Consider the following 25,435-nt stretch of genomic DNA (forward strand, 5'->3'; position numbering starts at 1 on the left):
ATCAATTCTCCAGGACGCCGAGCAGGCCCAGGGGCAGCGGCACGTCCATCAGCTTGTCGAACAACAGATAAAGACCAATGGCCATGAGGCTGATGATCACCACGCTCGGCACCCAGCGGCCGCCGTACAGACGTGCCATCGGCACGCCGATCAGAATGCTGGCGAGGATGAATCCCAAGGGCTCGAAGGTCCCGGCGAATACCAGCAGCAGCGCCACGCAGATACCGATCTTCTGCAGGGTTTCACGGTCCAGGTGCGGATCGTCTTCGCTGTGCACGACGGGCGTGGGACGAAACAGCATGTACAGCAGCGCCAGTCCCATCAGCCCGAGTATCAGCAGGGGAAAGGCACGCGGGCCAACCGGTTCATAGGAAAAGGCTGCCTGATAGGGCCAGGCCATCAGTGCCAGGCCGATGCAGGCCAGCAGCAGCACCGCGGCAATAATACGTTGGATGACGAGCATGACTAACTCCTGGGCGGCGCCGACTGTGCCGGTACCGCCGCGAGAACAGAGGCGATTACTGGATCAGGCCGAATTCTTTGGCCAGCATCTTGTAGTCGGCCACTTGCTTCTTCACGTAGGCGTCCAGCTCCGGACCGGTCATGGCGAACGGGAACAGTTCCCGCTGGTCGCGCAGCTTGGCGAACTCTTCGGAGGCCAGCAGCTTGTCAAAGGCGTTTTTCCACCATTCGTATTCTGCATCGGTGACCTTCGGGCCCAGGTAGAAGCCACGTACTACCGGCCAACGGATGTCGTAGCCTTGTTCCACGGCGGTCGGGATGTCTTTCATCTCCGGCTCGTCCAGGCGTTTATCAGAGAACACCGCCAGCAAACGCATGTCGCCGCTCTGGATGTGTGGCATGGAGTCGGAGATGTCGGTACTGCCCACCTGGATATGGCCACCGAGCAGGGCGGTCGCGATTTCACCGCCGCCTTCAAGGGCCACGTAGCGCAGTTTGCGCGGGTCGATGCCGGCGGCCTTGGCAATCAAAGCGGTCTGCATCCAGTCCTGGCTGCCGACGGTACCGCCGGAACCGATCACCACCGAGCCCGGATCTTTCTTCAGGGCCTGTACCAGATCGTCGAGGTTTTTGTAGGGCGAATCGCTTTTCACGGCGATGGCGCCATAGCTGGTGCCGACGGCAGCGAGCCAGCGCACATTGGTTTCGTCAAAACGGCCAAATTTGCCTTGCGCCAGGTTCAGCAACGAGCCACTGGACCAGGCCACCAGCGTGCCGGCGTCGGCCGGGCGTTGTGCGACGACTGCGTTGTAGGCCACCGCGCCGACACCGCCAGGCATGTAAGTGACGCGCATCGGCTTGGTCAGCAGTTTTTCGTTGACCAGCGCGCTTTGCGCCAGTTTGCAGGTCAGGTCGAAACCGCCGCCAGGGGCAGCGGGTGCGATGCATTCCGGGCGCTTCGGCTCTTTGGATGGGTCCGCGGCGAGCAATTGCCCGGCGAACATCAGGCATCCGGCGGCCAAGGCTACTTTGCGCAGTGATAGGTTCATTTTTGTCTCCACAGGAGTTGTTGTTGTGTGTTTCAAGTCAGGCTTCGCAGAACATGTACGGTGCAGATCCGCAAACGCGTTTCAAAGACGCGGCAGTTCGGTCTGCGCAGCGGCACAGGCAAGGGTAGTCTGGTTGGGGCAGGAATGGCGGGTGGGCGTTGAAGCCAGAAGCTGTATGGACAGCATGATGAATACTCCGCTTATTGTTTTTATTCGGCGAAAACGCTTCGAGGCGTTTTTCGTTTCGCGATGTGTTTCGCGACCGGCAGTCGAAACTGTCCGTGGAGCGACTCTAGCGGCCCAACCTTTCGCTAACCTTTCAAAAGCTGTCAGGATGATTTTGAGCTTCACAGTGGCGGATGCGGCTGTAAACTCCGCGCCAAAGAATGGCCCCGACCATCCCTGAATCGAGGAAAACCCCATGCGTGTCCTGCTCGTCGAAGACCATCTGCAGCTCGCCGAAAGTGTCGCCCAGGCCCTCAAGAGCACAGGGTTGACGGTGGATGTGCTGCACGACGGGGTGGCCGCCGACCTGGCCTTGAGCAGCGAGGAATACGCGGTGGCGGTCCTTGATGTCGGGCTGCCGCGCATGGACGGCTTCGAGGTGCTGGCGCGCTTGCGGGCGCGGGGCAAGACGCTGCCGGTGCTGATGCTGACCGCTCGCAGCGACGTCAAGGACCGGGTCCATGGCCTGAACCTCGGCGCCGACGATTACCTGGCCAAACCTTTTGAACTCACCGAGCTTGAGGCGCGGGTAAAGGCGCTGCTGCGCCGTAGCGTACTGGGTGGCGAGCGGCAGCAGCGCTGTGGTGGACTGGTCTACGACCTGGACACCCGGCGCTTTACCCTCGACGAGGAACTGATGACCCTGACCTCTCGCGAGCAGGCTGTCCTGGAAGCGTTAATCGCCCGGCCCGGGCGGGTGATGAGCAAAGAACAACTGGCTGCCCAGGTGTTCGGCCTGGACGAAGAGGCCAGCCCCGACGCCATCGAAATCTATGTCCATCGCCTGCGCAAGAAGCTCGACGGCCATGCGGTGGCGATCGTGACGTTCCGCGGCTTGGGCTATCTGTTGGAAAACCGCGATGCATAAGCCCGACAGCCTGCGCTGGCGGCTACTTCGCAACCTTGCTTCGTTGCTCGTGGTACTGATGCTCGCCAGCGGCCTGAGCGCCTACTGGAATGGCCGTGAAGCCGCCGATACGGCCTACGACCGGACGCTGCTGGCGTCGGCCCGAACCATCGCCGCCGGTCTTTCGCAGCGCGACGGTACCCTCAGCGCGGACGTACCCTATGTCGCTCTGGACACCTTCGCCTATGACAGTGCCGGACGTATCTATTATCAAGTCAACGACATCCACCAGAAGCTGATCTCCGGCTACGAGAATCTTCCCGGGCCGCCGCCCGGTACGCCGCGCACCGACGATTACCCGGCGCTGGCACGTTTCTACAACGCCAGTTACCAAGGGCAGAATGTGCGCGTGGTGAGCCTGCTCAAGGCCGTGAGCGAACCCGAAATGAACGGCATGGCGGAAATCCGCGTGGCCGAAACCGAAGAGGCGCGGGTCAGCATGGCCCGCAGCTTGATGGCCGATACCTTGTTGCGGCTGGGCATGCTGGCGGTGGGCGCGCTGTTGCTGGTGTGGTTCGCGGTCAGCGCGGCGTTGCGCCCGCTGGAACGCTTGCGCACGGCGGTGGAGGAACGCCAGCCGGACGATCTGCGGCCGTTGCCGCTGGTGGAAGTCCAGCACGAATTGTGGCCGTTGGTACGTGCCCTCAATCATTTCACCGAACGGCTGCGCGGCCAGTTCGAACGCCAGGCGCAATTCATTGCCGATGCCGCCCATGAGCTGCGCACGCCGCTCGCGGCGCTCAAGGCTCGTCTGGAGCTGGGCTTGCGCGCCAGCGAACCGTCGACCTGGCGCGAAACCCTGGAAACCGCCGCCCAAGGCACTGATCGCTTGACCCATCTGGCGAATCAACTGCTGTCGCTGGCGCGGGTGGAGAACGGCGCGCGGGCAATTGCCGAAGGCGGTGCACAATTGCTCGACCTGAGCCAGCTCGCCCGAGAACTGGGCATGGCCATGGCGCCACTGGCCCATGCCCGTGGGGTTGCGTTGGCCCTGGAAGCCGATGAACCCGTCTGGTTACGGGGCGAACCGACTTTGCTCAACGAGCTGTTGAGCAACCTGGTGGACAATGCCCTGGCCCATACTCCCTCGGGCGGTAACGTGATCCTGCGGGTCACCGCGCCGGCGGTACTGGAAGTCGAGGATGACGGCCCAGGCATTCCCGAGACTGAGCGGGAACGGGTATTCGAGCGCTTCTATCGGCGCAACCAGCAAGTGGCGGGCTCGGGATTGGGGTTGGCAATTGTCGGAGAAATCTGCCGTGCGCACCTGGCGCAGATCACCCTGCATGATGGGCAGGAGGGCGGGTTGAAGGTGCGGGTGAGTTTTGCTCCTGGCTCAGAATGAGCCCGAGCCGAATGCCACAGGTTGTGACCAACACACATTCATTGCCCGGCCTGCTTAATAAAACATTGACCGCGCTTCTTCGATATCCGCGCAGCGGTCCTTGTTGTCCAGGTCGATGCCCAGCTTCCTGATCGCCGGAACCCCGAACGCGTCAATCCTGCTCAGCGGATGGTCGGCATCCTTGTAGCAGTACAGCGCGGCAACCTGCACCAGGTCGACATAATCGAGTTGCTTCGAGTCTCGGGTGAAATCCAGGTACAGCCCCGGCAACTTCACCAACCGTTCCGGAAACTCCCAGACACTGAGCAGCTTGTCCCCCAGCACGGGATGGATCGTCTCGATGACGTGATTGAGGCTGACCGGGTCCGACAGCAGTTCATTATTGTCCTCGGCGTACGTCAGGATCGGCAGCACGCCGATCTGATGGACCAGTCCACCCAGCGCCGCCTGATCGGGCTTGAGATGCGTGTAGCTGCGACATAATGCATAGCTGACGCCGGCGATCTCCAGGCTCTTGCGCCAGACTTCCCGCATCTTTTGCTCAACCACTTCGGAGCGAGCATGGAATATCTGCTCCATGACCAGCCCGATCGCCAGGTTGCTGCTGTAGTTGACCCCCAACCGCGTGATGGCCGTGTGCAGGTCCGTTACTTCCTGGGTGGCACGCAGCAGGGGGCTGTTGACTACTTTTATCAGGCGCGCCGAGAGGGCGGTGTCACGACCAATCACTTTGCTCAGGTTGCTGACGCTGATTTCCGGGTCTTCGGCGGCCCGGCGAATCTGCATGGCCACTTCCGGTAATGTTGGCAGGACCAGGTCATCATTATCGATGGCCGCCACCAAATCCCGCTGGACCTTATCCGCCAAATCGCTCATTTCGGTTCTCTAGGGTGTTGCGACAAAATGTTGCGATCAACGCTGGATTTCGCGGTCGCGGTCCAGTTCGTAAGGCAAGTCCAGCAATTGTAGCGCGGGTCCTTCCAAAGCTCCGAGGTGCAAATTGCCATCTTCCGCTGCTTCGGCCTGCAACACCGCCAGCAGTTCAATGTTTTGTTCGGCGCGGGCAGCAATGACCACTTCGCCGATGGAACTGCCGTGAGTGGGGGAGAACAGCGGAGTGCCCGGCTCTGGCAGCTCGCCTGCCCCCAGCTGCAGGCGATACAGCCGGCGCTTGAGCTTGCCGAGGTACTGCATGCGCGCGACGATTTCCTGGCCGGTGTAGCAGCCTTTCTTGAAACTCACGCCGCCTACGGCCTGCAGGTTGAGCATCTGCGGAATGAACAGCTCGCGAGTAGCCGGCATGACCTGGCCAATGCCCGCGCGAACCTGGCCCAGCAGCCAGCGGTTGAGATCGCCTTCGGCCAGTTTCGCGCTCAGGCGAGTGCGCAGCGTATCGGCCTGTTCGGCGCGAGCCCAGAGTTCGGCGCGGCCTGGAGAGACGCGGATGGCGATCAAGGATTCATGGCGAACCACGCTGTCGGTATCGACCGGCAGTTCCAGGCCCAGGTCGGTGAGCGTGGCATCGGCGCCTTCCAGTCCGAAACGAACCCATGCGGCGCTCTCGTCGGTGAGCTTGGATTTGGAGAATACTGCGTATTTTTTCAGGTCCGCCAGTTGCGGTTCGAGCAATTCGCTGGCCATTGCCAGGAGCACGCCGTCGCCTTCAAGCAGGATCCTGAAGCTCGATTGCATCCGGCCCTTCTGGGTGCAACGTGCGCCGAGGCTGGCCCGGCTGTCGCTCAGGTAGTTGAGGTTGCAGGTCAATTGGCCTTGCAGGAATTTGCTTGCGTCCACGCCGCGGACCGCGAGAACGCCTTCGTGGGACAGGGTGCAGAAAAAAGCGGAATCAGCCATGGGTCATCGCAGGGTAAAAAGTCTGGCAGACATCATAAGGGGACGCCCTTGAAATGGGTAGTTCACAAAGGATCGGAGGCGCCCGACCAAAGCCGTCTGTTCCGCTACGGCCGGGCCTGTATACTTGCGCTCTATTTGAGGAGTGCTCCATGGTCGAAGATGTTGAACTGAATCGCCTCTACTGGCACAGCCGCCGCGGCATGCTTGAGCTTGACGTGCTGCTGGTGCCGTTCGTGAAGGAGGTCTACCCACACCTTGATGAAGTCGACCGTGCGTGTTACGTCCGTTTGCTCGAATGCGAGGATCAGGACATGTTCGGCTGGTTCATGGAACGCAGTGAATCCGAGGATCCGGAACTGCAGCGCATGGTCCGGATGATCCTGGACCGTGTCCAGCCCAAGTAGCCGCTTCGAGTGCCGCTGGCGCGCCTCCCGGCAGCTGCTGGCGGCCTATCTACTGGCCCAGGTGTTTGCCTTGGGCTCGTTGTTCCTGTGCTCGATTCCTCCCTGGCTCGCAGTCGTTGCTTCCATGTTGTGCCTGGGCCACGGCGCCTGGGTGCTACCGCGATATCTGTTGCTGAGCCATCGCCAGGCCTTTCGTGGTTTGCGTCGCGATGCCGACGGCTGGCAGCTCTGGAGCGAGGGCGGCGGCTGGCAGGCGGTGCAGTTGCGGCCGGACAGCCTGGCATTGCCGATGATTGTGGTGCTGCGCTTTCGCTTGCGGGGCGAGTGGTGGGTCCGCTCATTATGCGTGCCCCGCGACGCGCTGGCGCCGGATGTCCATCGGCGCCTGCGGGTCCGGCTCAGGTTCAGCCGGCGTAGGTGGGCGGCACCAGGATAGTGTCCAATGCCTCGGGCAGCAGGTCCGGGTAGTCGAGGGTGTAGTGCAGTCCTCGGCTTTCCTTGCGCTCCATGGCTGAGCGAATCATCAGTTCCGCCACCTGCGCCAGGTTGCGCAACTCGATCAGGTCGCGGCTGACTTTATAGTTGCTGTAGAACTCATCGATCTCATCGAGCAGCAAACGCACCCGATGCTGGGCCCGTTGCAGGCGCTTGTTGGTGCGTACGATGCCGACGTAGTCCCACATGAAGCGCCGCAGTTCGTCCCAGTTGTGGGCGATGATCACGTCTTCGTCCGAGTCGGTCACCTGGCTGGCATCCCAGGTGGGCAGGGTGGTGGGAATGGCGATCTGCGGCAACTGCTCCAGAATGTCCGCCGCCGCCGAGCGGGCATAGACGAAACATTCCAGCAGCGAATTGCTGGCCATGCGATTGGCTCCGTGCAATCCGGTGAAGCTGGTTTCGCCAATCGCATACAGGCCGGGTACATCGGTGCGGCCGTGCCGGTCGACCATCACCCCGCCGCAGGTGTAATGCGCCGCTGGCACCACCGGGATCGGCTGCTTGGTGATGTCGATGGAAAATTCCAGGCAGCGTTCATACACCGTGGGGAAATGACTTTTGATGAAGGCTTCGGGTTTGTGGCTGATGTCCAGGTACACGCAGTCGATGCCCAGGCGCTTCATTTCATGGTCGATGGCCCGCGCAACGATGTCCCGTGGGGCCAGTTCGGCGCGAGGATCGAAGCGCTGCATGAAACGTTCGCCGTTGGGGAGCTTCAGATGAGCGCCTTCGCCGCGCAGTGCCTCGGTCACCAGGAAGCTCTTGGCCAAGGGGTGATACAGGCAAGTGGGGTGGAACTGGTTGAATTCCAGGTTCGCCACTCGGCAGCCTGAACGCCAGGCCATGGCAATGCCGTCACCGCAGGCACCGTCGGGGTTGCTGGTATAGAGATAGACCTTGGCTGCACCGCCGGAGGCGAGGATCACGAAGCGCGCCCCGTAGGTGTCGACTTCGCCGGTGCCCCGATTGAGCACATAGGCCCCCAGGCAGCGGTCACCTTCCAGGCCGAGGCGTTTCTCGGTGATCAGGTCGATCGCGACTCGCTGTTCCAGCAATTCGATGTTCGGCCGTTGCCGGGCCTGGGCCAGCAGGGTCTTGAAAATTGCCGCGCCGGTCGCATCGGCTGCATGGATGATCCGCCGGTGGCTGTGGCCACCTTCGCGTGTCAGATGAAATTCAAAGCCGCCATCTTCAGTGCCCGATTGCTCGTCACGGGTGAAAGGCACGCCCTGGTCGATCAGCCATTGGATGGCTTCCCTGCTGTGCTCGACGGTAAAACGCACGGCTTCGCGATTGCACAACCCGCCGCCGGCGTTAAGCGTGTCGTCGACATGGGATTGGATAGTGTCCGCGTCATCCAGCACGGCGGCGACGCCGCCCTGGGCCCAGAACGTCGAGCCGTTGGCCAGGTCGCCTTTGCTCAGCACTGCTATGCGCAGGTTCGCGGGCAATGTCAGCGCAAGGCTCAATCCGGCGGCGCCGCTGCCGATTACCAGAACATCATGTTGAAACTGTTGGCTCATTCGAATGGTTTCCGCTCAAAGCGACCCGGGTCGGGGTGGGTGCCAGGCATCCGGTTCAATGGGGGCAGGCGACCGTGCAGCCCACTAGTATATAGAGGGGGGGATCGGCACAATAGCCGGGCGTTCATGGCAATATGGAACCAGTGCGACAGGGAAGCGACGCGCTTCGTCGGATCAAGGTTTTGCTGAAACGGCGACAACGCAGCCTTTTCGAGGACAGAACGCTGTTTATCTCGTCACGGTTGCTAAATTTTCGTTTCGAAGAGCTACAAATGGTGGGAACTTTTGCCAAGCGCCTAGGTTCAATAGACGGTTGTCTGCAAAAGGGAACAGCGTCGGGTTGGTGCAGGACTTCGATTCGAGTCCCATCCGACAGGCCCGACGACAGATTATTCGCGCGGCCGGGCAATCCCGTGCTGCGTTTTTCGTGCGTGCCGGATCAGAGCACGCCGGAAACTTGCTTGGAAGGGGGAGAACTTTTGCGAAAAGCCCGAGTCTATGGTTGCAAGCTTGGACGATTAGTAATGCAAGCCTCCTTCGAGCTTATCGAGGAGTGTTCATGCTAACCCAGGAAGAGGATCAGCAACTGGTCGAGCGCGTTCAACGCGGCGACAAGCGAGCTTTCGATCTGCTAGTGCTGAAATACCAGCACAAAATTCTCGGGTTGATCGTGCGTTTTGTGCACGACACCCATGAAGCCCAGGATGTTGCCCAGGAAGCTTTCATCAAGGCGTACAGGGCACTTGGTAATTTTCGCGGGGATAGCGCGTTTTATACGTGGCTTTACCGCATCGCCATCAACACGGCGAAAAACTATCTGGTTTCACGCGGCCGCCGGCCGCCGGATAGCGATGTTAGCTCCGAGGATGCAGAGTTCTATGACGGCGATCACGGCCTCAAGGATCTCGAATCACCGGAACGTGCATTGCTGCGGGATGAGATCGAAGGCACTGTCCATCGAACCATTCAGCAACTGCCTGAAGATTTGCGTACGGCGTTAACTTTACGTGAATTCGACGGTCTGAGTTACGAGGACATTGCCAGCGTCATGCAATGTCCGGTGGGTACCGTGCGCTCCCGGATCTTCCGCGCTCGGGAGGCCATCGATAAAGCCCTGCAACCATTGTTGCAGGAAAACTGAGACAGCGGCGACAGCCAAGAGAGGAACGCCATGAGTCGTGAAGCCCTGCAGGAATCGCTGTCCGCAGTGATGGATAACGAAGCGGACGAATTGGAATTGCGTCGGGTATTGAATGCCTTTGACGATGTTGAAACCCGTGAGACCTGGGCTCGCTACCAGATTGCCCGGGCGGTGATGCACAAGGACTTGTTGCTTCCACGCCTGGATATCGCTGCGGCCGTTTCTGCTGCTCTGGCTGACGAAGCCGTGCCGGCAAAAGCCTCCCGCGGTCCATGGCGCAGCCTGGGTCGCCTGGCAGTTGCTGCCTCGGTTACCGTAGCTGTACTGGCAGGTGTGCGTCTGTACAACCAGGATGAGATTGCCGGCGTGCAAATGGCGCAGCAGTCCAACCAGCCTGGCCTGGCAGCACCACAGGTCAAGGGCCCGGCGGTACTGGCTGGCTACAGCGAAGGTTCGGAAGCTGCCGGTCCGATGGCCAACGGCGTCCTGCAAGGCCAGCCAGGCTGGCATGATCAGCGTTTGCCTAACTACCTGCGTCAGCATGCCCAGCAGGCTGCGCTGAAAGGTACTGAAAGCGCGCTGCCATACGCTCGTGCGGCCAGTCTGGAAAACCGTTAAGGAGGACCATGCGCGCCATACCTCTTTTCTCGCTTCTGGTAGGTGGCTGGTGCGTTGTTCCAGCCTATGCCGGTGAAGCTCAGGACTGGCTCAATCGTCTGAGTCAAGCCGAGCAGCAGCAAAGCTTCCAAGGCACTTTCGTTTACGAGCGTAACGGTAGTTTTTCTACCCATAACATCTGGCATCGCGTCCAGGATGGCAAAGTCCGCGAGCGGCTGCTCCAGCTCGATGGTTCGGCACAGGAGGTCATGCGCATTGATGGAAAGACTCAATGCGTCAGCGGCACCTTGATCGCCGGGCTGGGCAATACGCCAGATGGCACCGCACGTGCGCTCGATCCGCAGAAACTCAAGAATTGGTATGACCTTGCCGTTATTGGCAAGTCGCGCGTGGCTGGGCGTCAGGCTGTCATTGTCGCCCTGACTCCCAAGGATCAGCATCGCTATGGCTTTGAGCTGCATCTCGACAGAGAGACCGGCTTGCCGCTCAAGTCCCTGTTACTCAGTGACAAAGGCCAGTTGCTCGAACGTTTCCAATTCACTCGCTTGAACATCGGTGAGCCTTCAGACGCTGATCTGCAGGCCAGTGTCGAATGCAAGGCTGTTGCGCAGGGGCCCGGTAAGGCCGCCACGGTGAAAACCGCCTGGCATTCCGACTGGCTTCCGCCCGGCTTTGAATTGACCAGTAGCGCTGCGCACAAGGACCCGGACACCAAGATCCAGGTCAGTAGCTTGATGTATGACGATGGCCTGGCCCGTTTCTCCGTGTTCCTGGAGCCGCTAAACGGTGCAACTGCCACCGACACCCGCACGCAGCTTGGCCCGACCGCAGCGGTATCGCGTCGGCTTACTACACCCCAGGGCGAGATGATGGTGACGGTGGTTGGCGAAATACCTATCGGTACGGCGGAACGGATCGCGTTGTCCATGCGTTCCGACGTCGCGGCAGCCCAATAACACGCTGCCCGGGTGGCTCGATTGCGCAAGAGGCCGGCAAGCGTGCTTGGGCAAAATGCTGAAACTTCCTGTCAGCATTTTCATTTGCAAAATAACCAGTTTTTTTCTATTAGGTCAGAGCCGCTCGGCTCTGGCCTTGTCTGTTTGCGGAACAAAAATACTGGCGTATCGTTCCCAGGTATTTCTGCTCCATATCGCTTAACCATGCTCGTCGTAACGGGAGCCGTATGTCGATACCACGCTTGAAAACCTATCTCTCCATTTTTGCCACCGTGCTGGTGCTCGGTCAGGCCGTTCCCGCTGTGGCGGTCGAGTTGCCGGACTTCACTCAACTGGTCGAACAGGCTTCGCCTGCCGTGGTGAACATCAGTACCACGCAGAAGCTGCCGGAGCGTCGGGTGATGGACCCGCAGATGCCGGACCTGGAAGGCCTGCCGCCCATGCTGCGCGAGTTCTTCGAGCGAGGGATGCCACAGCCGCGTTCGCCTGGCGGTGGTCGTCAGCGTGAAGCGCAGTCCTTGGGCTCGGGCTTCATCATCTCGCCAGACGGCTACATCCTGACCAACAACCATGTGATTGCCGACGCCGATGAGATCCTCGTGCGCCTGGCAGATCGCAGTGAACTGAAGGCCAAGCTGATCGGCACCGACCCGCGTTCGGACGTGGCCTTGCTGAAAATCGAAGGCAAGGACCTGCCGGTGCTCAAGCTCGGCAAATCGCAGAACCTGAAAGCCGGCCAGTGGGTGGTGGCAATCGGTTCGCCGTTCGGCTTCGACCATACCGTGACCCAGGGCATCGTCAGCGCCATTGGGCGTAGCCTGCCAAACGAAAACTACGTGCCATTCATCCAGACCGACGTGCCGATCAACCCGGGCAACTCCGGTGGGCCGCTGTTCAACCTCGACGGCGAAGTGGTGGGTATCAACTCTCAGATCTACACCCGTTCGGGCGGTTTCATGGGGGTGTCCTTCGCTATTCCGATCGACGTGGCCCTGGATGTATCCAACCAACTTAAAAGCGAGGGCAAGGTCAGCCGTGGCTGGCTGGGCGTGGTCATCCAGGAAGTGAACAAGGACCTGGCCGAGTCGTTTGGCCTGGAAAAACCTGCCGGCGCGCTGGTGGCGCAGATCCAGGAAGGTGGTCCGGCCGCCAAGGGCGGCTTGCAAGTGGGCGATGTGATTCTCAGCCTCAATGGGCAGCCGATTGTCATGTCCGCCGACTTGCCGCATCTGGTGGGCGCCCTCAAGGCCGGGGCCAAGGCCAATCTGGAAGTGATTCGCGAAGGCAAGCGCAAGAATGTCGAGTTGACTGTCGGCGCGATCCCGGAAGAAGGCAAGGAACTGGATTCGCTGCCCAAGTCCGGCGTCGAGCGCAGCAGCAATCGCCTGGGTGTCGCGGTGGCCGAGCTGACCGATGAGCAGAAGCGAACCCTGGAATTGCAGGGTGGTGTGGTGATCAAGGAAGTACAGGACGGTCCCGCTGCGTTGATCGGCCTGCAACCTGGCGACATCATTACCCACCTGAACAACCAGGCCATCGGCTCGGCCAAGGAGTTCACCGACATCGCCAAGGCGTTGCCGAAAAATCGTTCGGTGTCGATGCGCGTCCTGCGCCAGGGGCGTGCAAGCTTCATTACCTTCAAGCTGGCTGAATAAACCGGTATTCAGCTGAAAAAAACCGCCTCGATATCGAGGCGGTTTTTTTATGCCTGGTCAACGCTCAGCCCATCATGTCCTTGACCATGCGTTCCTGCTCCATGAGTTCACGCTGGCGGGCGTCGATGCGCGATGACAAAGGGAAATTGCTCCCGGCGCGTCGTTTGGCAAAATCCAGTTGCTGGATCGCCTGGCGATAGTCGCCAACCAGCGCGAAATATTCGGCGCGCGCCTGGTGCAAGCCGATGATGTTGCCCGACAGGCCACGTGTTTCGGCCACCATGTACCAGATGTCCGGGTCGTCCGGGCGGCTCTTGAGCAGGGTTTCCAGGGCCTTTTCCGCGTCGGCGGGGCGATTCTGCTTGAGCAACAGATCGATGCGCACCTGATTGAGCGGGTAGTTGCCCGGATATTGGCTCAGCAGTCGATCCACGCGAGATTGAGCGTCCGCCAGCTTGTTACTGGTGATGTCCAGGTCCACCTGGGCGAGGTTGTAGATGATCTCGTTGGGCGCTTTGGCCAGCAATGGCTTGAGGTTCTCCCTGGCTTCATTCAGTTGGCCGCCCTTGATCTGGGCGATCGCCAGTCCGTAACGGGCCACGTCACTCTTCGGGTTCTCGTCCAGCTGTGCGCGGAAGCGCTTGGCCCCCAGGCCAGGGGTTTCCTCATAGGTCAACTGGACCCGCGCGCGGATCAGTTGGTAACGCATGCTGTCCTCGATTCCGCCCGGCTTGGCCTGTTCGGCGCGGTTGCGGGTGTCGGCGATGCGCGATTCGGTGACCGGGTGAGTCAGCAGGAATTCCGGGGGCTTGGCGTCAAACCGGTACTGGCGCATCAGACGCTCGAACATGGTCGGCATTGACCGTGGATCGTAACCGGCTTTCTCCAGATTCTGGATGCCGATGCGGTCGGCTTCCTGTTCGTTTTGCCGCGAAAAACGCCGTTGCTCCTGGATGGCGGCCGCCTGGGTCCCGGCAATGGCGGCGATCCCGGCGTCACCGCCACCGGCGGCGGCAATCACGATGCCGGCCAGCAGCGCCGCCATCATCGGCACCTGCATGCGTTGTTGGGCTTCGACGCCGCGGGCAAAATGGCGTTGCGACAAGTGCGCCAGTTCGTGGGCCATGACCGAAGCATATTCGCCTTCGGTCTGGGCATTGAGGAACAGGCCGCCGTTGACCCCGACGATCCCGCCGGGTGCGGCGAAAGCGTTGAGCTGGGGGCTGTTGATCAGGATGAATTCCAGGCGTCGGTCGTTGACCTGGCTGGTCTCCACCAGCTTGTACACGCTGGTTTCGACATAGTCCTTGAGCTGCGGATCGTTGAGTTGCGAGACCTGGCTGCGCAACAAGGCCAGCCAGGCGCGGCCCAGCTGATGCTCCTGTTCCGGCGAGACGATGGCAGAACTGGCATCGCCAAGTGACGGCAGGTCGTCGGCGAAGCCCGGTGAGGCGAGCAGGCAAGCGAGCGTCAGCAGGGTGGGGCGCAGAAATGTCATGCACGAAGCCTTAGTCGACAAAGACCTTACTGTAGCCGGACAGCGGGTCCGGGACCAGATATTCTAGGCCGCTCGACGACCTGTTGCGGAGTGAAACAATGACCGATGCTGTAGCCCACGATGCCGAGCTGGACGCCAGTGGCCTGAACTGTCCGCTGCCGTTGCTCAAGGCCAAGCTGGAACTCAATCGCCTGGCCAGTGGCGCCGTGCTCAAGGTGACGGCCACGGATGCGGGCTCCCAGCGCGACTTTCGCACCTTTGCCCGCTTGGCCGGTCATACGCTGCTGCGCGAAGAAGACGATAACGGCATCTACCGTTACTGGCTGAGAAAAGCCTGAAAACCGACAGCGTCTCCTAAGGATTTTTAATGTTCAAAGTGTTACGCGACTGGATTCAGCGCTACTTCTCCGATGAGGAAGCGGTGGTCCTGGCAGTGCTGCTGTTCCTGGCGTTTACGGCGGTCCTGACGCTGGGCGGGATGCTCGCGCCGGTGCTGGCGGGAATGGTGCTGGCGTACCTGATGCAGGGGCTGGTCACAGCCTTGGAACGCCTGCGTTTGCCTGGCTCCGTGGCGGTAGGGCTGGTGTTCGCGCTGTTCATGGGGCTGCTGGTGGTGTTCCTCGTGGTCATCGTGCCGTTGCTCTGGCACCAGTTGGTGACTCTGTTCAACGAGCTGCCGGGAATGCTCGCCAAATGGCAATCGCTGTTGTTGCTGCTGCCGGAACGCTACCCGCACCTGGTCTCGGACGAGCAAGTGCTGCAGACCATCGAAGTGGTGCGTGGCGAGATCGGCAAGTTCGGCCAGTGGGCGCTGACGTTTTCGCTGTCCAGCCTGCCGTTGCTGGTGAACATCATGATCTATCTGGTGCTGGTGCCGATCCTGGTGTTTTTCTTTCTCAAGGATCGGGAAATGATCGGACGCTGGGTCCGAGGCTACCTGCCGCGCGAGCGGGCATTGATCACCCGTGTGGCCCAGGAGATGAACCGGCAGATCGCCAACTACATCCGTGGGAAAGTCATCGAGATTTTCATCTGTGGCGGCGTGACCTACATCGGCTTTGTGGCCCTGGGTCTCAACTATGCCGCGTTGCTCGCGTTGCTGGTGGGCATTTCGGTGGTGGTGCCTTACGTCGGCACTGTGGTCGTGACCGTGCCGGTGGCGCTGATCGCGCTGTTCCAGTGGGGTTGGAGCGACCAGTTCATCTATCTGATGGCGGTGTACGGGATCATCCAGACGCTGGACGGCAATGTGCTGGTGCCGCTGCTGTTCTCCGAGGCAGTGAACCTGCATCCAGTGGCGATTATCTGCGCGGTATTGTTGTTTGGCGGGCTGTGGGGCTTCTGGGGGGTGTTCTTTGCGATTCCCCTGGCGACGTTATTCAAGGCGGTGCTGGATGCGTGGCCGAGCAAGGAGCCGGTGGTGGCGCCGTTGTTGTAGAAGTCAATCTGACTGGTCGGGAGGCTGATGGCCCCTTCGCGAGCAGGCTCGCTCCCACAGGGGATTGATTAACGCCACAAATCCAGTGTGGGAGCGAGCCTGCTCGCGAATGAGGCCAGTGCAGACAACAAAGAACTTCAGGCTTGGTTGAGCGCCTGAGCCGCCGCCAGCACCGCATCCACATGCCCCGGCACTTTCACGCCACGCCACTCCTGGCGCAGCACGCCATCCTTGTCGATCAGGAAGGTGCTGCGATCAACGCCCAGGTATTCCTTGCCATAAAGCTTCTTCAGCTTGATCACGTCGAACAGTTGGCAGACCGTTTCGTCCTTGTCGCTGATCAGCTCGAAGGGGAACTCCTGCTTGCACTTGAAGTTCTCGTGCGACTTGAGGCTGTCGCGCGACACACCGAATATTTCGGTGTTGGCGCCCTGGAACTGCGCGTATTGGTCGCGAAAACCCTGGCCTTCGGTGGTGCAACCGGGGGTGCTGTCTTTCGGATAGAAATAAATGACCACCTGTTTGCCTTTCAGGGCGGCGAGGCTGACGGTCTGCCCGCTGGTGGCGGGCGCCTGGAAATCGGTAACCGGCTGGTCGATGGCAACGGCCATGAACGCTTCCTTACATTGGGTTTTGTGGGCGCCACGGTTCGATCAGTGCGTCCAGGTTCATCGCGTCGGCGAAATCCAGGAACTGATCGCGCAGCCAGCTGATCTGGGTGCCGGCCGGCAATGTCACGGTGAACGTGGCGTTGAGCATGGTGCCGCCAGTCTGCGGGGCCTGATAGGTATCGCAGGTCAGGTTTTCCAGCTCGACGTGATGGTCCATGAAAAACTGGCACAGTTCGTTGATGATGTCCGGGCGGTAGGCCGAACTCACATAAGCAACATAGGGCAGGGCCTGGGGACGATTTTCCAGCGCGGCGCTGCGCACCACGTTGACGGTGAAGGCGTGCTTCTTGGCCAGCACCGGCAGGCTGCCCTCCAGGCGCGCCAGGGCGTCCCAGCTGCCGGAAATCTCCAGCACGAGGGCGCTGCATTCGCCATGACGGGTCAGGCGTGAGGTCACGACGGCGCAGCGATTTTCATGGCTGGCGCGGCACAGGACGTTAGTCAGCTCCATGGGGTTTGCGCCAAGGGCACTGATAACAAGGAATTGTTCGCGGACTGTGGGGGTGGACATGCAGCATTCCTAAAGCGATGAGCGGTCGGTACCTTTGTGCCGCGCGGCACGGTAGCAGCCCTGCGAAAGCGAACGGTTCAAGCCCTCTGCCCGGGTTTCTGCTGCATTGCGGGATCAGCCAATGCTTCAGGACAAACGCAGGATCGGGGCTTGTAGCGACGAAAACGGAGGCTGGGAACCGGCGTGTGAGCTTATCGGTACCGATCAAAGCCTGAAGGGTAGCGAAAACCATCGCCAAGGGGAATGGGAGTTCGCTTGTACAAGCATCTTGGCGCCAGTACCATTACCGCTCTCTTTTTCCGGCAGGAGCGGTTTCATGATTGCGGGCAGTATGGTGGCACTGGTCACACCCATGGATGCACAAGGGCGTCTTGACTGGGCCAGCCTCAGCAAACTCGTGGACTTCCACCTTGAAAACGGCACCCACGCCATCGTTGCCGTCGGTACCACCGGCGAGTCGGCCACCCTTGACGTTAACGAGCACATCGAAGTAATCCGCGCCGTGGTCAAGCAGGTCAATGGCCGCATTCCGGTAATCGCCGGCACCGGCGCCAATTCGACCCGCGAAGCCGTCGAGCTGACCCGCAACGCCAAGGAAGCCGGGGCCGACGCCTGCCTGCTGGTCGTTCCGTACTACAACAGGCCGACCCAGGAAGGCCTGTACCAGCACTTCAAGCACATCGCCGAAGCCGTCGACATCCCGCAGATCCTCTATAACGTTCCCGGCCGCACCTCCTGCGACATGCAGGCCGAGACCGTGATCCGCCTGTCCACCGTGCCGAACATCATCGGCATCAAGGAAGCCACTGGCGACCTGACGCGTGCCAAGGCCATCCTCGATGGCGTGAGCGAGGACTTCATCGTCATGTCCGGCGATGATCCGACCGCTGTCGAGCTGATCCTGATGGGCGGCAAGGGCAACATTTCCGTCACCGCCAACGTCGCGCCACGCGCCATGGCCGACCTGTGCGAGGCCGCGCTCAAGGGCGACGCCGAGACCGCACGTGCAATCAACGAAAAACTGATGCCGCTGCACAAGGACCTGTTCATCGAAGCCAACCCGATCCCGGTGAAATTCGCCCTGGTCGAGATGGGCCTGATGCACGAAGGCATCCGCCTGCCGCTCACCTGGTTGAGCACTACCTGTCACGAACAGCTGCGGCAGGCCATGCGCCAGTCCGGCGTCCTGGTTTAATTGAGGAACTACACCGCATGAAGCGAATGGCCGGCCTTTCCGCACTTGCCTTGATTATCTCCAGCACCAGTGGCTGTGGATGGATCTGGGGCCCGGATGGTTATTTCCGCGACCGTGGTAGCGATTACCTCGAAGCGCAACAGACTGCACCGATGCAACTGCCACCTGATGTCAGCGTTGCCAAGCGCCTGGATCCGCTGCTGCCGATCCCGCGCAACGTCGCCGATGACAGTGTCAAGGGCGAGTACGTTGTCCCGCGTCCACAGCCGTTGTCGGCCGTGGCCGATGCCAGCGACTACACCTTGCAGAAGAGCGGTGATTCGAGCTGGGTCATGGGCCAGCATCCACCGGCCGAAGTCTGGCCCGTGGCTATCCAGTTCTTCCAGGACAACGGTTTCCGCCTGGACGAACAGCGCCCGCAGACCGGTGAGTTCACCACCACCTGGCAGCGCTCCGATGAACTGTCCGCGGCCATGGCCAAGCGCCTGAGCGCCGCCGGTGTCGCAGCCGACAGCGAAACCCGCGTGCGCGTGCGCATCGAGCCGGGCGTGCAGCGCAACACCAGTGAAATCTACGTGGTCAGCGCCGAGCGTCCCGCCGGCAGCACTGCCGACGTGGCTTTCACCAATCGTTCGGTCAATACCAGTCTCGACGCCGCGCTGGTCGACGACATGCTCGCCAGCATGAGCCGTAACGCCGAGCAGGGCGGTTCGGTCTCGATGCTCGCGACCCGTGACTACGACACGCCGAGCCGGGTCAGCCTGAGCGAAGACGGCAGCGGCAACCCGGTGCTCAACGTCGGCTCCGACCTCGACCGCGCCTGGTCGAGCGTTGGCCGCGCGCTGGAGCAGGGCGAATGGCGGGTTGAAGACATCAACCGCAGCCTGGGTCTCTACTACATCAACCTCGCTGAAAAAGCCGAGAAGAAAGACGAGAAGCCTGGCTTCTTCAGTAGCTTGTTCGGCAGTGCGCCGGACAAGGAAGAAATCGAAGCCCGCGCCGAGCGTTACCAGGTTCGCCTGAGCAAGGTCGGCGACAACGTCCAGGTCACCGTCGAGAAAAACATCAATACCGTGGCGCCAGCCGATGTGGCTCGCAAGGTATTGGGTGTGATTCAGGACAACCTGGGCTGATCCGATGCGTTTTGCCGTTCTCGGCAGCGGTAGCCAGGGGAACGGCACGCTGATAGCCAGTGCTGGCACCTACGTGCTGGTCGATTGCGGTTTCTCCCTGCGGGAAACCGAGAAGCGCCTGTTGCGCCTGGGTGTGCATCCGGCGCAACTGAGCGCGATACTCGTGACCCACGAACATGCCGACCACGTGCATGGCGTGGGTTTGCTGTCTCGGCGCTACAATCTGCCGGTCTACCTCAGTCGCGGGACGTTCGGTGGGCTGCGCAAGCCCATCGAGCCGGCTGGCTTCGTGGCCGGTGGCGAGCAGTTGCGTATCGGTGCCCTGGACATCAGCGTGGTCAGCGTGGCGCACGACGCCCGCGAGCCGACGCAGTATGTGTTCAGTGATGGCGAGCGGCGCTTCGGATTGCTCACCGACCTGGGCTCGTACTGCGACAGGGTGATGGACAGTTATCGGGACCTCGACGCACTGATGATCGAGTCCAACCACTGCCGCGACATGTTGGCGCGAGGGTACTATCCCTACTTCCTGAAGCAACGGGTAGGCGGGGAACACGGACATCTGAATAACCACCAGGCGGCATTCCTGGTGGCCGAGTTGGGCTGGCAAGGCCTGCAACACCTGGTCCTGGCCCATCTGAGCAGCAAGAACAACCTGCCGCAGCTGGCCCGGCAATGTTTCGTCGACACCCTCGGGTGCGACCCGGACTGGCTGCAACTGGCCGATCAAGATTCAGGGCTCGACTGGCGACATATCGCCTAGCCCATCTACTTAGCAAGCGGAGCCCATCATGGAAAAACGTGAAGAACTCTACCGCGGCAAAGCCAAGTCGGTTTACAAGACCGATGACGCTGACCGCTTGATCCTGCTGTTTCGCAACGACACCTCGGCGTTCGACGGCAAGCGCATCGAACAGCTGGATCGCAAGGGCATGGTGAACAACAAGTTCAACGCCTTCATCATGCAAAAGCTCGAAGCCGCCGGCGTGCCGACCCAGTTCGACAAGCTGCTGGGCGACAACGAATGCCTGGTCAAGAAGCTGGACATGATCCCGGTCGAATGCGTCGTGCGTAACTACGCCGCCGGCAGCCTGGTCAAGCGCCTGGGCGTGGAAGAGGGCATGAAGCTCAACCCTTACACGTTCGAGCTGTTCCTGAAGGACGACGCCAAGGGCGACCCGTTCATCAACGAATCCCACGTCGTGGCATTCGGTTGGGGCACCGCTGAGCAACTGGCGCGCATGAAGGAACTGTCGCTCAAGGTCAACGAAGTGCTGACCAAACTGTTCGACGACGCCGGTCTGCTGCTGGTGGACTTCAAACTCGAATTCGGCGTGTTCAGCGACGGCTCCATCGTCCTGGGTGACGAATTCAGCCCGGACGGCTGCCGTCTTTGGGACAAGGACACCAAGAAGAAGATGGACAAGGACCGCTTCCGCCAAGGCCTCGGTGACGTAATCGAAGCCTACGAAGAAGTCGCCCAACGCCTGGGTGTTCCGCTGTAATCGACGCAAGCATCTGATAGCAAGGAAAAAATTTCGCTCGGGGGTTCGCTTCCGGCAAATGTGCTGGTATGATGCGCGCCACTGGAGAGATGCCGGAGTGGCCGAACGGGACGGATTCGAAATCCGTTGTACTGGCGACAGTACCTAGGGTTCAAATCCCTATCTCTCCGCCATATTAAAAAGCCCTGAGCGCTTAACCGCCTCGGGGTTTTTTTGTATTTTTGGGGGGGGCTTCCTCGACTCCGCCCCGACCGCCTTGGCTTTTCTGTTGCACAACTAATATGGCCGCCCGTCAGAAAATAAGTGTATTCGGTGGTCCATGGCTTGATCGTGCGAGACTTGTATTGGGGCACAGAGGCACGCAAGTCGACGCTTGATATGACATGTTCGTCTTTTCTGGTCATTCGCATAGGCTTCGCCATCTGTTACATCATCACGCTTCCTTTATTCGGCTTTGATGGTGTTAAATGCACTCCTCGTGAACCATAGTGATCTACAGTGATCCTACTGAGGGCACGGAAATGCCCCCGTAAGGGCCATGCTCGCCATGAAGCGCTCAGGCCATGTCCTGTTGAAAGTGCAGGAAAATTAGCGATGGAGAGAAGTCATGTCTAAAGGCAATGTCGTCTCGTTTACCGACAGAAAGGCGGAGATCCAAGCTGGTATCGAGTTCCTTGATCTGCTTGACAGGGATATCAAGGAAAATCCTGAAGGTATCCAGCCTATCCCTCGCGGCCTGCTGCAGCGAATTCAAGCAATTCGCAATCAGGCGGACGATAATCGTCGTCGCGAGCTTCAAGAAGGCTAAGCGTGACTGAAAGCACGATTCATATCGAAAACGGGTGGGCACTTTATGCTCACCCGTTATTCATTGCGCGCCTCGAAGAAATTACCGTCGCTGTTGAGAGGGTGATGGCTAATGACCCGGAAAACTTTCACCATCATCCGGTCTACAAGCTTTTCGATGCGGTGAGCGCGAATATCCTAATCAATGTTCCGTCCGATCCGACCCACCCCTGCTATCGTCAGGGGAACACGCTAGGGCGTGACTTTAAGCACTGGTTTCGGGTGAAGAAGCAGGGGATACCTCCACGGTATCGCCTGTTTTTTCAGTTCAAATCCGAGGCGCCGATGACCATCATCTATGCGTGGCTCAATGATGAGAGAGCGTTGAGGAAGGACGGCGATAAAAATGATGTGTATGCAGTTTTTACTGCAATGCTCCTAAACGGTAAAATGCCTAATTCCTACACCGACCTCATCGCGGCTTGCGACGTCTTGGAATATGGAAATTCTACGACAGGAACGGAGGAAGAATAAAATCATCCGTTCCCCATAAAAGCCTGGCGTATCCGCTGGGCTTTTTCGTTTCTGGGGTTTTGTGGCGTACGGGAGCGTAGCGTTATGGATTGCGCGACAGTACCGCGAGCGTGAGTCTCGGGGCAGGGATCGTCTGACCTATGATGCGCCGTGGGGGATAAACCACGATTTTATTGTCAAAGATGACCGGTATCTAAATTTATCGAACACGTTCTGACCATCACGTGCAGCTTGTCGAACGTTAAGAAATGTCAGCTCTTCGTGAGTGACTTTCCAGCGCGTTTTCTTGACTTTTTTGGCAGCCAACGGAGTCTCCGAGGTATGTGTATTCATGCTGATCAGCTTGTGTGACTAATCGAGTCCGGGCAAACCGGAGGGGGTTGGTCTCATCAAGCCAAGCTCGTTCGACCGGCCCCGTGAGGGTAATAATGTTCACTTAAGGCAATCAAGGAACCCGTGGCGAGGGAGCTTGCTCCCGCTGGGCCGCGAAGCGGCCCCAAAACCTGCCAAATACGTAGTATCAGACACACCGCATCCGCCGGTTTACGACTGCTTCGCAGCCGAGCGGGAGCAAGCTCCCTCGCCACGGGTACATCATTCTTTCTTAGATGATCCACATCACCCGTGAGAGGCCCGTTGAACTAGGCTGGCTCTGCATCCAAGCGTCGCGCTATGACATCGAGTACGTCACAACCATCCCTCAAGGAGATGCAGCACAGTTGTGCAAAGTCCTGAAGCACTACTGAGTCACTCGGAATATCCCCTCGCATGGCGAGGCATTTCAAACTCCGTTTGATTGAAGGCCTTCTTACCATTTGTAATCGAGTCGCCAAACCCAAGCCGCTCTTACGAACGACGCTTGGACTATAGGGCCTTTCTGTAGAGATCATCAATCAGACGATGCGTAGGAAGCTTCCCTGAATTATGTGAGCGAAAAATGTCAGAAAATTCCCCGGCGATACTGCGTCCAACCCGTACCTTTTTATCCAGATCAACTCCCCTCCGCATCCTGAATAACTACAGCCCTTCACACCAAAACCTTTGTGACAATCAGACTAATGGGCTATAGCTCAAGGCATGGCTGCCGATAGGCAGGTTATCCCCCATGTAAGGAGTGACACCATGCTACGGTTTTTCGCCGACCTTGGCTTTCGTTGGAAAATCACTCTGCCGATTGGGTTCCTGGCGGTGCTGCTGGTGCTGATGGGGTGGACGGGCATGCGCGGCATCGGTCAGGTGACCGAGTCCAGTACGCAGTTGACCAAGCGCTATCTGCCGGCCATCAGCCTGTTGCTCAATGCCGACCGCGATCTTTATCAGGCCTTTGTGGCCGAGCGCAGTCTGCTTGATGGTCATGCGGATGAGCATATCCAAGCGCTGAGTGCCAGTCATGGCGAGAATGCCAAGCAGGCCTATGACCGTGTGCAGAAATATGCCGCGATGCAGCCCGGTGCAGAGACTCAGGCATTGGTCAGCCAGTTCAATGACAGTTTCGGGAAATGGATGCAGGTTTCGCGGCGGGTGGTCGAGCAGTCGGTAGGCGATCCGCAGGGCGCCAGCGCGCTGAGCTTTGGTGACAGCGAGCGCCTGTTCGAAACCATGCGTGATTCAATCGACAAGCTGGGTGATCTGGAAGATGCGGCGTCCCATCGCGAGGGCGATGCGGCCATCGCCAATGGCGAGGCGGTCGGCGTGCAGCAGGGCGTTATTCTGCTGGTTGGCCTGCTCGGTTGCATCCTGGTTCTGGTTGCCTTGCCGCTCGTGGTGCTGAGCCCGATGCGCCGTTTGTTGCACCGCGTCGAGCAGATTGCAGAGGGCGGCGGCGATCTCAAGGGGCGCCTTGAAGTGCGTTCGGCTGATGAGCTCGGGCAGCTTGGCAGCGCGTTCAACCGGTTCCTGGACAAGTTGCAGCCGCTGATTGCCGAGGTCGGACGGGTAACCGGGGAAGTGGACTCGGCAGCCCGGGCCATGGCTGCTATGGCTGCGACGAATGACCGGTTGATCAGCAGCGAGCATGCGGCGCTCGACCAGGTCAGCACCGCCGCGACGCAGATGAGCGCCGCTGTGCATGAAGTTGCTCATAACGCAGTGAGCGCCTCGGACGCCGCGCAGCAGGCCACCAGCCAATCCCGCGACGGCGCCGAGGTGGTCAGCAGCACGATCGAGTCGATCCGCCAACTGGCTCACGAAGTGGAAAGTGCCTCGGGCACGATCGAGGCATTGGCCCAGGAAACGTCCAGTATCGGTGCGGTGCTGGAGGTGATCCGTGGCATCGCCGAGCAGACCAACCTGCTGGCGCTGAACGCCGCCATCGAGGCTGCGCGAGCTGGCGAACAGGGCCGTGGTTTTGCCGTGGTGGCCGATGAGGTCAGGGCGCTGGCGGCACGTACCCAGGATTCGACCAAGGATATCCAGGTCCGTATCGAGCGCCTGCAGAGCGGTGTTGCCAAGGCCGTGCAGGCCATGCAGGTCGGCAGCAGCAAGGCGCGGGACAGCGTCGAGCGCGCCGCCGGTGTCGACCAGGTGCTCAGTGGTACTGGCGGGTCGATCCAGCGGATCAATGACATGGCCGCGCAAATCGCCAATGCCTGTGAAGAGCAGAGCAGCGTGACCGAGGAGATCGCTCGCAACATTTCCGATATTCGTGACCTGTCCAACGAAGCGGCAGCGAACTCCGCCCAAAGCATGCACGCCAGCCAGCAGCTGTCGAACCTGTCGAGGAACCTGGCAGAGCTGACCGGTCGTTTCCGGACCTGAGCAGGTTGCGACCGTGTCCACCGCTGATCTTTTGCACGCATTGCATCAGGACGGTTTTGTCCTGATGCCCGGTGTGTTGAGCGCCACGCAAATCACCGAAATACGCCAGGCCATCGACCAACTGAAACCCCATCACTGGGACTACAGCGGCGTCATCGATCATTACAAATGCGTCTTCAATCGAGACCCGTTCTGGCTGCCGTATCTGGAGGTGAGCGGGGTGATCGACCTGGCCGAGGCGGCGTTGGGCGAGGATTGCCACATCATTGGGCAGACCGCCTGGCGCTGCCATCCCGGTTTTGTCGGCGCTGGGCTACACCTGGATTACTTGCCGATGCAGCTGCCCCCCAGCCTGTTGGCCGAGCCTTCTTTTGAACTGCCGATGCAGGTTTTCACCGCACAGTTCTACCTTGATGACATCGACGCCGACTTGAGCCCGACGCGGGTAATTCCCGGCAGCCACAAGGCGGGGCGGGCGCCCATGGCCGGCGAAACCCAGTGGCAGGGCCGTTCGGCAAAGCCGGTGCTGTGCCAGGCGGGTGATGTGCTGATATTGCGCAGCGAGTTGTGGCACGCCGGCAGTGACAACCGGACCGCCGACCGCACCCGCTACATGCTCCAGGTGCACTATGGCCGGCGGATGGTCGCGCAGAAGTTTTCACCTTACCTGCACTGGCGGTTCAATCCCGCGGTGCTGGCCGCCGCGACACCTCGCCAACGGCGGCTGCTGGGCGACCATCAGGAGGCGGAATACGATTGAGCCTGGCTCG

The 25,435-nt window shown here is 60.1% G+C and carries 25 protein-coding genes, 1 tRNA gene and 4 pseudogenes; 21 read left to right on the top strand and 9 right to left on the bottom strand.

Going from position 1 to position 25,435, the window contains the following annotated elements; genetic code table 11:
- Window position 1: 1 nt before the first annotated feature.
- Both J3P91_RS06525 and J3P91_RS06530 read right to left on the bottom strand, forming a co-directional pair.
- Complete coding sequence (locus tag J3P91_RS06525; RefSeq protein WP_305496223.1) at window positions 2-463, bottom strand: tripartite tricarboxylate transporter TctB family protein; 462 nt, start codon at window positions 461-463, stop codon at window positions 2-4.
- A 55-nt stretch (window positions 464-518) separates the two neighbouring features.
- Window positions 519-1,511: a Bug family tripartite tricarboxylate transporter substrate binding protein gene (locus J3P91_RS06530; RefSeq protein WP_434569497.1), complete on the bottom strand. Its 993-nt coding sequence runs from the start codon at window positions 1,509-1,511 to the stop codon at window positions 519-521.
- A 421-nt stretch (window positions 1,512-1,932) separates the two neighbouring features.
- Between J3P91_RS06530 and J3P91_RS06535 the strand changes: the two genes are divergently transcribed.
- Both J3P91_RS06535 and J3P91_RS06540 read left to right on the top strand, forming a co-directional pair.
- Window positions 1,933-2,604: a response regulator gene (locus tag J3P91_RS06535; RefSeq protein WP_305496222.1), complete on the top strand. Its 672-nt coding sequence runs from the start codon at window positions 1,933-1,935 to the stop codon at window positions 2,602-2,604.
- A complete protein-coding gene (locus J3P91_RS06540) occupies window positions 2,597-3,988 on the top strand; it encodes a sensor histidine kinase (RefSeq protein WP_305496221.1) in 1,392 nt (463 codons plus the stop codon). The genes J3P91_RS06535 and J3P91_RS06540 overlap by 8 nt, the downstream gene beginning before the upstream one ends.
- Before the next feature lie 54 nt (window positions 3,989-4,042).
- Here the strand turns inward: J3P91_RS06540 and J3P91_RS06545 are convergent, their stop codons facing one another.
- Window positions 4,043-4,864: an HDOD domain-containing protein gene (locus J3P91_RS06545; protein ID WP_434569494.1), complete on the bottom strand. Its 822-nt coding sequence runs from the start codon at window positions 4,862-4,864 to the stop codon at window positions 4,043-4,045.
- 36 nt (window positions 4,865-4,900) lie between these two features.
- Window positions 4,901-5,842 (bottom strand): YgfZ/GcvT domain-containing protein, encoded by a 942-nt coding sequence (locus J3P91_RS06550; protein WP_434603046.1) that lies wholly within the window; start codon window positions 5,840-5,842, stop codon window positions 4,901-4,903.
- A 149-nt stretch (window positions 5,843-5,991) separates the two neighbouring features.
- Here J3P91_RS06550 and J3P91_RS06555 point away from each other — a divergent pair, with 149 nt between their 5' ends.
- Window positions 5,992-6,246, top strand: a complete 255-nt coding sequence (locus J3P91_RS06555; protein WP_039593311.1) for a succinate dehydrogenase assembly factor 2 — start codon at window positions 5,992-5,994, stop codon at window positions 6,244-6,246.
- Window positions 6,230-6,682 carry a protein YgfX gene (locus J3P91_RS06560; protein WP_434569492.1) on the top strand — a complete coding sequence of 151 codons (453 nt, stop codon included), beginning with the start codon at window positions 6,230-6,232 and terminating at the stop codon, window positions 6,680-6,682. Before J3P91_RS06555 ends, J3P91_RS06560 begins: the two co-directional genes overlap by 17 nt.
- Here the strand turns inward: J3P91_RS06560 and nadB are convergent.
- A complete protein-coding gene (gene nadB, locus J3P91_RS06565; protein WP_434603047.1) occupies window positions 6,651-8,267 on the bottom strand; it encodes an L-aspartate oxidase in 1,617 nt (538 codons plus the stop codon). The two genes, J3P91_RS06560 and nadB, sit on opposite strands and share 32 nt — an antisense overlap.
- 559 nt (window positions 8,268-8,826) lie before the next feature.
- Here nadB and rpoE point away from each other — a divergent pair.
- From rpoE to J3P91_RS06585, 4 genes are all read left to right on the top strand, one after another.
- A complete protein-coding gene (gene rpoE, locus J3P91_RS06570) occupies window positions 8,827-9,408 on the top strand; it encodes an RNA polymerase sigma factor RpoE (RefSeq protein WP_003172477.1) in 582 nt (193 codons plus the stop codon).
- A gap of 30 nt (window positions 9,409-9,438) precedes the next feature.
- Window positions 9,439-10,026, top strand: coding sequence for a sigma-E factor negative regulatory protein (locus tag J3P91_RS06575; protein ID WP_305496216.1), 588 nt, complete (start codon window positions 9,439-9,441; stop codon window positions 10,024-10,026).
- Window positions 10,027-10,034: 8 nt separating this feature from the next.
- Complete coding sequence (locus J3P91_RS06580; RefSeq protein ID WP_434569490.1) at window positions 10,035-10,982, top strand: MucB/RseB C-terminal domain-containing protein; 948 nt, start codon at window positions 10,035-10,037, stop codon at window positions 10,980-10,982.
- 227 nt (window positions 10,983-11,209) lie between these two features.
- Window positions 11,210-12,637, top strand: a complete 1,428-nt coding sequence (locus J3P91_RS06585) for a DegQ family serine endoprotease (RefSeq protein WP_434569489.1) — start codon at window positions 11,210-11,212, stop codon at window positions 12,635-12,637.
- A 64-nt stretch (window positions 12,638-12,701) separates the two neighbouring features.
- Here the strand turns inward: J3P91_RS06585 and J3P91_RS06590 are convergent, their stop codons facing one another.
- Complete coding sequence (locus J3P91_RS06590) at window positions 12,702-14,135, bottom strand: M48 family metalloprotease (RefSeq protein ID WP_434603048.1); 1,434 nt, start codon at window positions 14,133-14,135, stop codon at window positions 12,702-12,704.
- A 98-nt stretch (window positions 14,136-14,233) separates the two neighbouring features.
- On the opposite strand from J3P91_RS06590, the gene J3P91_RS06595 reads away from it, so the two are divergent.
- The gene (locus J3P91_RS06595; protein ID WP_434603049.1) at window positions 14,234-14,473 is read left to right on the top strand and encodes a sulfurtransferase TusA family protein; all 240 of its coding nucleotides are present in this window, start codon (window positions 14,234-14,236) and stop codon (window positions 14,471-14,473) included.
- 29 nt (window positions 14,474-14,502) lie between these two features.
- Window positions 14,503-15,573: an AI-2E family transporter gene (locus J3P91_RS06600; RefSeq protein ID WP_305496211.1), complete on the top strand. Its 1,071-nt coding sequence runs from the start codon at window positions 14,503-14,505 to the stop codon at window positions 15,571-15,573.
- A gap of 137 nt (window positions 15,574-15,710) precedes the next feature.
- On the opposite strand, the gene J3P91_RS06605 is transcribed toward J3P91_RS06600, so the two are convergent.
- Both J3P91_RS06605 and J3P91_RS06610 read right to left on the bottom strand, forming a co-directional pair.
- Entirely contained in the window at window positions 15,711-16,184 is a 474-nt protein-coding gene (locus tag J3P91_RS06605; protein ID WP_434603050.1) for a peroxiredoxin, read from the bottom strand.
- A gap of 10 nt (window positions 16,185-16,194) precedes the next feature.
- Window positions 16,195-16,755 carry a glycine cleavage system protein R gene (locus J3P91_RS06610; protein WP_003184325.1) on the bottom strand — a complete coding sequence of 187 codons (561 nt, stop codon included), beginning with the start codon at window positions 16,753-16,755 and terminating at the stop codon, window positions 16,195-16,197.
- A gap of 316 nt (window positions 16,756-17,071) precedes the next feature.
- Between J3P91_RS06610 and dapA the strand changes: the two genes are divergently transcribed.
- The 8 genes and pseudogenes from dapA to J3P91_RS06650 all read left to right on the top strand — a co-directional run bounded on the left by dapA (window position 17,072) and on the right by J3P91_RS06650 (window position 21,908).
- The gene (gene dapA / locus J3P91_RS06615) at window positions 17,072-17,950 is read left to right on the top strand and encodes a 4-hydroxy-tetrahydrodipicolinate synthase (RefSeq protein WP_434603051.1); all 879 of its coding nucleotides are present in this window, start codon (window positions 17,072-17,074) and stop codon (window positions 17,948-17,950) included.
- A gap of 17 nt (window positions 17,951-17,967) precedes the next feature.
- A complete protein-coding gene (gene bamC / locus J3P91_RS06620; RefSeq protein WP_305496208.1) occupies window positions 17,968-19,083 on the top strand; it encodes an outer membrane protein assembly factor BamC in 1,116 nt (371 codons plus the stop codon).
- Window positions 19,084-19,087: 4 nt separating this feature from the next.
- Window positions 19,088-19,846 (top strand): MBL fold metallo-hydrolase, encoded by a 759-nt coding sequence (locus J3P91_RS06625; protein ID WP_305496207.1) that lies wholly within the window; start codon window positions 19,088-19,090, stop codon window positions 19,844-19,846.
- Between the two features lie 28 nt (window positions 19,847-19,874).
- Entirely contained in the window at window positions 19,875-20,588 is a 714-nt protein-coding gene (gene purC, locus J3P91_RS06630; protein ID WP_025212375.1) for a phosphoribosylaminoimidazolesuccinocarboxamide synthase, read from the top strand.
- Window positions 20,589-20,671: 83 nt separating this feature from the next.
- A tRNA-Ser gene (locus J3P91_RS06635) sits at window positions 20,672-20,761 on the top strand.
- Window positions 20,762-20,850: 89 nt separating this feature from the next.
- Window positions 20,851-20,965: pseudogene (locus J3P91_RS06640) on the top strand (phage tail protein); the annotation flags it as partial.
- 230 nt (window positions 20,966-21,195) lie between these two features.
- Entirely contained in the window at window positions 21,196-21,396 is a 201-nt protein-coding gene (locus J3P91_RS06645) for a hypothetical protein (RefSeq protein WP_053182737.1), read from the top strand.
- 2 nt (window positions 21,397-21,398) lie between these two features.
- Window positions 21,399-21,908 carry a type II toxin-antitoxin system YhaV family toxin gene (locus tag J3P91_RS06650; protein WP_434603052.1) on the top strand — a complete coding sequence of 170 codons (510 nt, stop codon included), beginning with the start codon at window positions 21,399-21,401 and terminating at the stop codon, window positions 21,906-21,908.
- Window positions 21,909-22,549: 641 nt separating this feature from the next.
- Here J3P91_RS06650 and J3P91_RS06655 read toward each other — a convergent pair.
- Window positions 22,550-22,693: pseudogene (locus tag J3P91_RS06655) on the bottom strand (short-chain dehydrogenase); the annotation flags it as partial.
- Between the two features lie 418 nt (window positions 22,694-23,111).
- On the opposite strand from J3P91_RS06655, the pseudogene J3P91_RS06660 reads away from it, so the two are divergent.
- From J3P91_RS06660 to J3P91_RS06670, 3 genes and pseudogenes are all read left to right on the top strand, one after another.
- Window positions 23,112-23,759, top strand: a pseudogene (locus J3P91_RS06660) (MCP four helix bundle domain-containing protein); the annotation flags it as partial.
- 306 nt (window positions 23,760-24,065) lie between these two features.
- Window positions 24,066-24,665 (top strand): annotated as a pseudogene (locus tag J3P91_RS06665) (methyl-accepting chemotaxis protein); the annotation flags it as partial.
- A gap of 13 nt (window positions 24,666-24,678) precedes the next feature.
- Window positions 24,679-25,425: a phytanoyl-CoA dioxygenase family protein gene (locus tag J3P91_RS06670; RefSeq protein WP_434603053.1), complete on the top strand. Its 747-nt coding sequence runs from the start codon at window positions 24,679-24,681 to the stop codon at window positions 25,423-25,425.
- Window positions 25,426-25,435: the final 10 nt, after the last annotated feature.

The organism is Pseudomonas sp. Z4-7, assembly GCF_051131965.1.
Taxonomy (GTDB): Bacteria; Pseudomonadota; Gammaproteobacteria; order Pseudomonadales; family Pseudomonadaceae; genus Aquipseudomonas.